Source organism: Stenotrophomonas sp. Steno-C17, from assembly GCF_056393165.1.
This window is the reverse complement of the sequence record NZ_JBWJPD010000012.1, coordinates 140,592-149,812: the sequence shown is the minus strand read 5'-3', so window position 1 is coordinate 149,812 and position 9,221 is coordinate 140,592. Positions and strand designations below refer to the sequence as shown.

At 65.9% G+C, this 9,221-nt stretch carries 8 protein-coding genes; 6 read left to right on the top strand and 2 right to left on the bottom strand.

The features are described from left to right. Positions 1 to 492 precede the first annotated feature (492 nt). The 3 genes from gcvT to AC06FA_RS12780 all read left to right on the top strand — a co-directional run bounded on the left by gcvT (position 493) and on the right by AC06FA_RS12780 (position 3,372). Positions 493 to 1,605: a glycine cleavage system aminomethyltransferase GcvT gene (gene gcvT / locus AC06FA_RS12790; RefSeq protein ID WP_478068631.1), complete on the top strand. Its 1,113-nt coding sequence runs from the start codon at positions 493 to 495 to the stop codon at positions 1,603 to 1,605. Between the two features lie 93 nt (positions 1,606 to 1,698). Beyond that, positions 1,699 to 2,094: a glycine cleavage system protein GcvH gene (gene gcvH / locus AC06FA_RS12785; RefSeq protein WP_108750797.1), complete on the top strand. Its 396-nt coding sequence runs from the start codon at positions 1,699 to 1,701 to the stop codon at positions 2,092 to 2,094. Between the two features lie 765 nt (positions 2,095 to 2,859). Continuing rightward, complete coding sequence (locus AC06FA_RS12780; RefSeq protein WP_478068630.1) at positions 2,860 to 3,372, top strand: hypothetical protein; 513 nt, start codon at positions 2,860 to 2,862, stop codon at positions 3,370 to 3,372. A 216-nt stretch (positions 3,373 to 3,588) separates the two neighbouring features. Here AC06FA_RS12780 and AC06FA_RS12775 read toward each other — a convergent pair whose 3' ends face one another. Beyond that, the gene (locus tag AC06FA_RS12775; RefSeq protein ID WP_478068629.1) at positions 3,589 to 4,482 is read right to left on the bottom strand and encodes a LysR family transcriptional regulator; all 894 of its coding nucleotides are present in this window, start codon (positions 4,480 to 4,482) and stop codon (positions 3,589 to 3,591) included. Between the two features lie 113 nt (positions 4,483 to 4,595). Between AC06FA_RS12775 and AC06FA_RS12770 the strand changes: the two genes are divergently transcribed. Further along, the gene (locus AC06FA_RS12770; protein WP_478068628.1) at positions 4,596 to 5,354 is read left to right on the top strand and encodes an SDR family NAD(P)-dependent oxidoreductase; all 759 of its coding nucleotides are present in this window, start codon (positions 4,596 to 4,598) and stop codon (positions 5,352 to 5,354) included. Between the two features lie 395 nt (positions 5,355 to 5,749). Here the strand turns inward: AC06FA_RS12770 and AC06FA_RS12765 are convergent, their stop codons facing one another. Beyond that, positions 5,750 to 7,138, bottom strand: coding sequence for a serine hydrolase domain-containing protein (locus tag AC06FA_RS12765; protein ID WP_478068627.1), 1,389 nt, complete (start codon positions 7,136 to 7,138; stop codon positions 5,750 to 5,752). A 284-nt stretch (positions 7,139 to 7,422) separates the two neighbouring features. Between AC06FA_RS12765 and AC06FA_RS12760 the strand changes: the two genes are divergently transcribed. Next, positions 7,423 to 8,751, top strand: coding sequence for an NTP/NDP exchange transporter (locus AC06FA_RS12760; protein ID WP_478068626.1), 1,329 nt, complete (start codon positions 7,423 to 7,425; stop codon positions 8,749 to 8,751). Positions 8,752 to 8,827: 76 nt separating this feature from the next. Then, a complete protein-coding gene (locus AC06FA_RS12755; protein ID WP_108753874.1) occupies positions 8,828 to 9,184 on the top strand; it encodes a DUF1304 domain-containing protein in 357 nt (118 codons plus the stop codon). Positions 9,185 to 9,221: the final 37 nt, after the last annotated feature.

Sequence of the window (9,221 nt, the reverse complement as noted above, 5' to 3'; positions counted from 1 at the left end):
CCGCGAACCCAACCCGCCCGACCCCCGACAGTTTCCGTGCGCGTCCAGCCCACGGAAAAGAAATAAAAAGCAAAAAGCAAAAGCGCTCGCCCGGGGTCGGATCCCTTTCCGCAGGAAAGGGCTCCGACCCCTCTCCATATATATATCGACATCCCATTCCGCTCTTGCCCTTGCCTTTGCCTTTGCCGTCCGTCCCCGGTGAACCCGGAAAGGTGGGTCGGTGTGGGTGCGCGGGGGTATCCGCGCCATGGATGGCGCGGCTAAGCCTCCACGGACGGATTCACGGCGTCCCCCGCGCACCCACACCGACCCGCCCAAGCCGAAACAACCCAGAGCCGAACTGCTCTGGCTTTGGCCGTGGCTCTGGCGTGTAGAAAGCGCCGCCGGCCGCAGGCCGGCCAACCCCCCCCCCCCCGCTGCGCTGCGGCACGCCTGCCGCCGACCGATCTGGGATAATGCGCGTTCTTGTTTCCTCTGCTGCCGGACCCGGTCATGACCCAGAAGACGCTGCTCAACGATACCCACCGCGCCCTCGGCGCCAAGATGGTCGATTTCGGGGGTTGGGACATGCCCATCCACTACGGCTCGCAGCTGGACGAACACCATCTGGTGCGCCGCGAAGCCGGCGTGTTCGACGTCAGCCATATGACCGTGGTCGATCTGCGTGGTGAACAGGTCAAGCCGTTCCTGCGCCGCCTGCTGGCCAACTCCATCGACAAGCTGAAGGCACCGGGCAAGGCGCTCTACTCGTGCATGCTCAACGCCCGCGGTGGCGTGATCGACGATCTGATCGTCTACTACCTGGCCGACGACTTCTTCCGCATGGTGGTCAACGCCTCCACCCGCGAAAAGGACCTGGCCTGGCTGCGCGAGCAGGCCGCCGCGTTCGGCGTCAGCGTCGAACAGCGCCCCGACCTGGCCATCCTGGCCGTGCAGGGCCCGCAGGCCCGCGACCGGGTCAGCGGCCTGGTGGCCGAGGCAGACCGCGCCGCAGTGGCCAAGCTGGGCCGCTTCGCAGCACAGCAGGTGCAGGCCGACAATGTCGTTGACCTGTTCCTGGCCCGCACCGGCTACACCGGCGAGGACGGCTTCGAAATCCTGCTGCCGCAGGACGCGGTGGTCGCTTTCTGGAACCGCCTGATCGACGCCGGGGTGAAGCCGGCCGGTCTGGGCGCGCGTGACACGCTGCGGCTGGAAGCGGGCATGAACCTCTACGGCCAGGACATGGACGAGGAGATCAGCCCGTACGAAGCCGCACTGGCCTGGACCGTGTCGTTGGATGAAGGTCGCGACTTCATCGGTCGCGATGTGCTGGAGGCGCAGAAGGCCCGCGGCGACGCGCGGCAGATGATCGGCCTGGTGATGGACGAGAAGGGCGTGCTGCGCCACGGCCAGTCCGTCACCACCGCCAGCGGCCAGGGCGAAATCCTGTCCGGCACCTTCTCGCCGACGCTGGCCAAGGGCATCGCGTTCGCCCGCGTACCGGCCGGTGAACTGGGCCAGGTGACCGTGGACATCCGCGGCCGCCAGGTGCCGGTGCGCGTGGTCAAGTTCCCGTTCGTGCGCGAAGGCCAGGCCCAACCGGGCGTGCTGGTCGACGCGTGATGCGAACGTGCCGGTCGTCACTGACAGCAGTGGCGGCCGGTTGGTTACACTAGCCCCGTTCTTTCCACACCCCTGTATTCCTGGAGCAGTTCCATGAGCGAGATCCCCGGCGACCTCAAGTTCCTCAAGTCCCACGAGTGGGCCCGCGTCGAAGGCAATGGCCGCGTCACCGTTGGTATTTCCGACCACGCCCAGGGCCTGCTGGGTGACCTGGTCTATGTCGAACTGCCCGAAGTCGGCGCCGACGCCAAGGCCGGCGAGCAGATCGCCGTGGTCGAATCGGTGAAGGCGGCTTCGGACGTCTACAGCCCGATCAGCGGCAAGGTGGTCGAGGTGAACTCGGCACTGGCCGACAAGCCGGAAACCATCAACGAAGATGCCTACGGCGAAGGCTGGATGTTCGTGGTCGAGCTGTCCAACGCCGAGGAGCTCAACGAGCTGCTGGATCCGGACGCCTACGCCGAAGCGCTGGAAGACGAGGACCACTGAGTCCTGGTTTTGCGCAGACAAGAACGGCCACCCTCGGGTGGCCGTTTTTGTTTCTGCACCTGTGTCGGCCAGGACCGAAGGTGCGTGTGCCGGGTGCGCGTGGCCGTCTCGAAGGACGCGTTCGGGCTTGCGCAGTTTTGCGCAAATCCGTGTTTCCACCCCCGCGAAGCTGCGCCGGGATGTGAAAAGTTTTTGCCCCCGTTGCGGGTCTGTTTCGAGAGCGCCTGCGGCCATTGCGCGGTCGCGACGACGACCGTGCGCACATGCTGCGCCGGCCGCCTCCTATCAACGCAGAGTGCTTATTTCAAGTGTTTTTTATTCAACGTGTCGATCGACGCGCGCGCCGTCGCACCGCGTTGCAGCGCTCGAACGGGCATGCGGCGGGTGCTGCAGAGCCGGCAGCGGGCGCGTCCGCAGGGCACGGCGATGTGAAAATTTTTCGCGGGGGTTGTTGACAGTAAAAAAAACCGTGATTAGGTTTCGCCTCAGCAGACCTTGCCTGCCCAACCGAGTGCGCAGAATCAATCGTCCGATGCGAAGCAATCCCTTCCAGACCACCGCGATCGTCATGACGGTGGACAGGGCCCCGCTTCCCCCGGAGAAACGCAAGGCACCTTCCTTTCCGATGTCCGCCCCGCCGACCGAGGCCGACATTGCCGCATCCGTAACGGCGCGCCTGACGCGCCGGCGGTCCCCGCACGCAGCATTTGCGGGTTTGATCCACCTGGGCGTTTCAACTCCCTATCACTGACGAGGAGCCATCCCATGGCAACCAAGAAAGCTGCGAAAAAGAAGCCCGCCGCCAAGAAAGCGGTGAAGAAGGTCGCGAAGAAGGCCGCTGCCAAGAAGGCAGTGAAGAAGGTCGCGAAGAAGGCAACGGCAAAGAAGGCGGTGAAGAAGGTCGCCAAGAAGGTCGCCAAGAAGACCACTGCGAAGAAGGCAGTGAAGAAGGCGGCGAAGAAGGTAGCCAAGAAGCCGGCGAAGAAGACCGCGAAGAAGGCCGTCAAGAAGGTCGCCAAGAAGGCAGTGAAGAAGACTGCCAAGAAGGCCGCCAAGAAGACCACCGCCCGCAAGCCGGCCAAGAAGGTCGCCAAGAAGGCGGTGAAGAAGGCCGTCAAGAAGACTGCCAAGAAGGCAGTGAAGAAGACCGCGAAGAAGGCCACCAAGAAGGCCGCCCCGAAGAAGGCGGTGAAGAAGGTTGCCAAGCGCAAGCCGGCCGCCCGCAAGAAGAAGGCCGCTCCGGTCGCTCTGCCGGCCACCCCGGCACCGCTGATCTAAGTACTATCCCGATCGCCGTATCCTGAAACCCCTTCCCTGTTGCCCAGCAGGGAGGGGGTTTTTTTATGCGCGCGCGCCCGCGCCGCCCTCGTAGAGTCGAGCTTGCTCGATTGCGCCACCGCCTTTGTAGAGTCGAGCCATGCTCGACTGCCTCACCGCCGTTGTAGAGTCGAGCCATGCTCGACTGCTTTGCTGGTGAGTCGAGCAAGCTCGACTCTACGAGGGGGGCAGAGGCGGAAACCGCTCCACCAGGAATTCGACAAAACTGCGCAGGCGGGTGGACGGGTAGCGATCGTGCGCATGGACCACGTGCATCGGGCGACCCGCCTGCCCATGTTGCGGGAACAGCTGCACAAGGCGCCCCGCCGCCACATCCGCCGCAAGCAGCAGGGTCGACTGCAGCACGATGCCCAGGCCCTGCAGTGCCGCTGCACGCAGTGCTTCGCCATTGTTGATCTGCAGGCGTGCAGCGGCGATACGTTCGAGTCGGCCGGCATCGTCCTGCAGCCACTGTGCCAGCGCGCTGGGGTCGAACGACAGGCATTGGTGCGTTGCCAGTTCGGGCAGAGTGCGCGGCCTGCCATGGCGGGCGAGGTAGGACGGCGCCGCACACATCATCAACCGATACGGCGTCAGCGGCCGTGCCACCAGTGTGTCGCTGTCGGCCAAGGGGCCGATCCGCAGCGCGGCCTCGAAGCCTTCTTCGGCCAGGTCGACCACGCGATCGCTCAGCCTAGCCTCCACCCGCACCTGCGGATGACGCCGCATGTACTCGGCGAGGGCGGGTACCAGCGCATGCGTTCCGAAGATCACCGGCGCACTGATGCGCAGGCTGCCGGCGGGCGCCAACTGTTGGTGCGCGGCTTGTGCATCGGTCTCTTCCACCAGCCGCAGGATGTCTCTGCAGCGGGCGTAGTAGTCCTCGCCGAACGGCGTCATGCGCTGGCGGCGGGTGGTGCGGCTCAGCAGTTGCATGCCCAGTCGCGCTTCCAGTGCGCGCAGGTGCTTGCCGGCCATGGTGGCCGAGATGTCCATGGCGGCGGCAGCAGCGCTGAGGCTGCCCTTGTCCACGATCAGAACGTAGACCTGCATGCTCTCCAGCAGGTTCATCTGACACTCCGGGTTCTGAATGATGAAACCTGGGCGGAGTTTATCAATCAGTGGTGATCAATGAGCATGAGCTGCATGTGCCGGATGGACCGGCTCCGTAGACCCGAGAAGCCATGAATCTGAACCTTGAAGGACGTACCGCGCTGGTGACCGGCGCAGGCAGCGGCATCGGCGCCGCCGTCGCGCGACAGTTGGCGGCGCTTGGTGTACGCATCGCGATCAGCGCGCGGCGGGAGGAGCCGCTGCACGCGCTGGCAACGCAGATCGCAGCCGATGGGGTGCCGCCGCCGCTGATCCTGCCAGGCGACCTCACCGACGCGGCGCAGGTGGCGCGTATCGCCGTTGGGGCGCAAGCCGCGCTGCGGCACGTGGACATTCTGGTCAACGCTGCAGGTGGTGCTCGGCCGACCTCGCTGGATGCCGACGAAGCGGTCTGGGAGGAAGCGATGTCACTCAACTTCTCGGCGTCGCGGCGGCTGACCCAGGCGCTGTTGCCCGGCATGCAGGCGCACGGCTGGGGGAGGGTGATCAACTTCAGCGGCTCGATGGAGCCGCGAGCAGTGAACGCGGCAACGGCGGCGAAGGCCGCGCTGCACCTGTGGGGCAAGGGGCTTTCATCGGAGGTGGCCGCGCAGGGGATCACGGTCAACACGATCGCGCCGGGGCGCATCAACAGCGCGCAGGTTCTGGGCCGGCTGCATCCCACCGAAGACAGCCGGCGCGCGTTCATCGACCGCCACATTCCCATCGGGCGTTTCGGCGAGCCGGAGGATGTGGCGCCGCTGGTCGCGTTCCTGGCGTCGCCGCTGGCGGATTACATCACCGGCGCGGTGATTCCGGTGGATGGCGGCATGCACTACTTCGCGCATTGACCCCGCCTTGTAGAGTCGAGCTTGCTCGACTGCCTCACCGCCTATGTAGAGTCGAGCTTGCTCGACTGCTTCACCGCCTATGTAGAGTCGAGCCATGCTCGACTGCTTCGCTGGGCAGTCGAGCAAGCTCGACGCTACGAAGCCGGGGCGGTCGAGCAAGCTCGACTCTACGAAGCCGGGGCAGTCGAGCAAGCTCGACTCTACGAAGCCGGGGCAGTCGAGCAAGCTCGACTCTACGAAGCCGGGGCAGTCGAGCAAGCTCGACTCTACGAAGCCGGAGCAGTCGAGCAAGCTCGACGCTACGAAGCCGGGGCAGTCGAGCATGGCTCGACACTACAGAAACAAGAAGGGCGGCCCGCAGGCCGCCCTCTGTATACACGCAGCAGCGCGCCCGATCAGCGCGGCGAGGCCACCGCACGATTGCTCGACGCACCCTTGCCCTTGCGCTTGTCCTGCGCCGGGGCGGCGCCCTCGGCCATCAGGCTGTCGCTGCCGAAGTCGGTATCCACGTCCAGCCAGCGCTGGGCGGGCAGGCCCAACGCCGAATCGAGCACGGTCGGCAGCAGGCCGCTGGGCAGGCTGCTTTCGCCATTCCACATGATCGCAATGCCCAGGTCGCGTTCGGGCACCAGGGCCACCAGGCCGCGGTAACCCTGCACGGCGCCGGCATGGAACACCACGTCGTGGCCGGCGTAGTCGAACGTGCGCCAGCCCAGCGCGTAGCCGGCCGAATGCAGGCGCTCGCGGCGCCAGCCCGAACGCATCTCGCCCGGGGTGTTGATCAGGCTCGAATGCAGCGTGGCCAGCAGCGGCGCCGGCAGCACGTCGGGGCGGTGGCCGGTGTGGGCCAGCAGCCACTGCGCCATGTCGCTGGCGCTGGCGTTCACGCCTGCTGCCGGGGCCACACGGTAGTAGGTCGGCTTCGGCGTCAGCGATACCCAGCCGTTGCGGCTGCGCACGTGTGGACGCGCCCAGCGCGAGCTGGCCTGGATGCCGGCCAGGCCCATGCTGGCATCGTTCATGCCCAGCGGTTTGAAGATGCGGCGCTCCACGGACTGCTCATAGAAGCTGCCCGAGGCGGCATAGACCACGTCGCCAATCAGGCTGAAGGCCACGTTCTGGTAGGCGTAGCAGTCACCCGGCAGGCACTTCAGGCTGGTGTTGGCCAGCTTCTGGGTCAGCGTGTAGTACTCGGCGTTGCCTTCGATGTCGCGGTCGTAGGCGTTGTAGGGCAGGCCCACGCGGTGACTCAGCACATCGGCCACGGTCAGGCGGTCGGTGGCTTCGGGCGAATTGAGCCGGAAACCGGGCACGTAGTCGGTCACCTTGCTGTCCCAGCGCAGGGTGCCATCGTTCACCAGCAGACCGGCCATGGTGCCGGCGAAGGCCTTGGACAGCGAGGCCAGGCGGAACACGGTGTGCGCATCGACCGGCAGGGGATTGTTGACATCGGTCACGCCGTAGCCGCGCGCGCTGATCACCCGGCCACCCTGCACGATGGCCACGGCCATGCCCGGCACGCGCTCGCCGTAGGTCAGCTGCTGTGCCATCGATTCGATGTTTGCCACGTTGAAACCGGCGGCCGGCAGCTGCACCTGCGGCACCAGCCCGGTGCGGTACGCGGCCGGCTGGGTATGGGCGACGCTGTGGCCTTCGATGTTGGCCGGCAGCGGTGGCAGCGGCGGCGGAGCCTGCGCAGTGGTGGACAAGGCAACGGGCATGAGCATGCCCAGCAAACCAGTGGCCGCCGATCGGATCGGACGACGCAGGCTGTTCTTTTTCATCGAAGGTGACCCGTGCGCGACTGCTGTGGTCGATTCTAGCGCTGCTTTTCGCCTGTGCACAAACAAAGCGAAGATGAATGCGCATCTCGTTGAAAAAGTTGGATTTTTGACGCGCATTTCGTACGTTGCCGCAGGTGGCGGCGAGGGGGCTGCAACGCTTGGTTCTGCAGGCTGCGCGGCCCCCGGCTGGCGATGTTGCAGTGCATTGGCTAACGTACGCGCTCCATCGCCCCGGAGCCTGCCATGCTGCTGTCCAACCGCCGTTCGCAGGCGAGGGGAACCGCGTGACCGCGGCCGGCAACAAAGGTGCCCTGCGCGGTCTGGTCGCGGCCCTGCGCGAATCGCCCGCACTGTGGTGGTCGTTCCTGTATTTCTTCTGCCTGCTCAGTGGCTACTACGTGCTGCGCCCGGTGCGCGAGGCAATGGCTGCCTCGGCCGATCTGGAAACGGTGTTCCCACCGCTGCTGATCGGCTGGTTCGCCAGCCACGGCATTGCCCTGAAGGACTTCGTCCTGCAGTTCCTGTTCACCTGCGTATTCCTGATCATGCTGGTGCTGCAGCCGGTCTATGGCTGGCTGGTCAGCCGTTTCCCGCGGCGGGTGTTCCTGCCGGTGGTGTATGGCTTCTTCATCGTCACCCTGCTCGGTTTCTACGCGCTGTTCGACAGCGGGGTGCCGGGGCGGGGCATGGCCTTTTTCCTGTGGGTGATGGTGTTCAACCTGTTCGCGGTGGCGGTGTTCTGGAGCTTCATGGCCGATGTGTTCAGCAACGTCCAGGCGCGTGCCTGGTACGGCTACATCGGCGCGGCCGGCACCGTGGGCGCGTTCCTGGGGCCGATCATCACCAGTGCGCTGGCGCAGCGGGTCGGCATCGCCAACCTGATGCTGGTCTCGGCCGGCTTCCTGGTGGTGTGCCTGTTCTGCATCTGGCGGCTGCGGCACTGGGCGGTGCTGCGCGAGCGCGAGCAGCAGCTGGTGTCCGGTGAAACGCCGATGGGTGGCAGTGTGCTGGACGGGCTGAAGCTGATCGTGCGCGAACCGCTGCTGCGCTGGCTGGCCGTGCTGGTGGTGTTCGGCGTGGGGGTCGGCACGCTGCTGTACAACCAGCAGGCCAGCATCGTGCGTGCTGCGTTCACCGACCCGGCCGCCAGCACGGCGTTCTTCTCGCGCATCGACCTGGCGGTCAACGCTTTGACGCTGCTGCTGCAGCTCAGCCTGACCCGCTGGCTGCTGTCGCGCCATGGCATCGCACCGGCGCTGCTGATTCCCGCATTCGCCATCCTGATCGGGTTCTCGGTGCTGGCGGCCTCGCCACTGCCGATGATGGTGGCGGTGGTGCAGGTGATGACCCGCGCCAGCGAGTTCTCGCTGTTCAAGCCTGCGCGCGAGACGATCTACACCCGCGTGGACCGCCAGTGGCGCTACAAGGCCGGTGCCGCCATCGACACGGTGGTGTACCGCGGCGCCGACCTCAGCTTCACCTGGGTACACAAGGCGCTGTCGCTGTTCGGTTCGCACGTGGTATTCGTGGGCGGCATCCTGGCAGCGGCCTGCATGACCGCCGCCGCGTTCGGCGTGCTGCGCGAAGAGAAGAAGCTGCCGCGCGACCGCTGAGCCGCGCGGGGTCGGATCCCTCTCCCACGGAGAGGGCTCTGACCCCATCCCCATCCATCCATCCAAGGAACCGCCCATGTACTGGATCGCACTCGCCCTGACCCTGCTGGTCGCCCTGCTGCACGTTTATTTCCTGGTGCTGGAAATGTTCCTGTGGACCCGTCCGCTGGGCCTGAAGACGTTCCGCAACACGCCTGAGAAGGCCGAGATCACCCGCGTGCTGGCGGCCAACCAGGGGCTGTACAACGGCTTCCTGGCTGCCGGGCTGTTCTGGGGCCTGTTCGACCACCTGCCGATGCTGGTGAACTTCTCGCTGGGCTGCGTGATCGTGGCCGGCTGCTATGGCGCCTGGAGCGTGAACAAGCGGATCTTCTTCATCCAGGCGGTGCCGGCGGTGCTGGCCGCGGTGGCCTGGTGGTTCGTGCCGGCGTGATGGCTTGGTAGAGTCGAGCTTGCTCGACTGCTTCTGG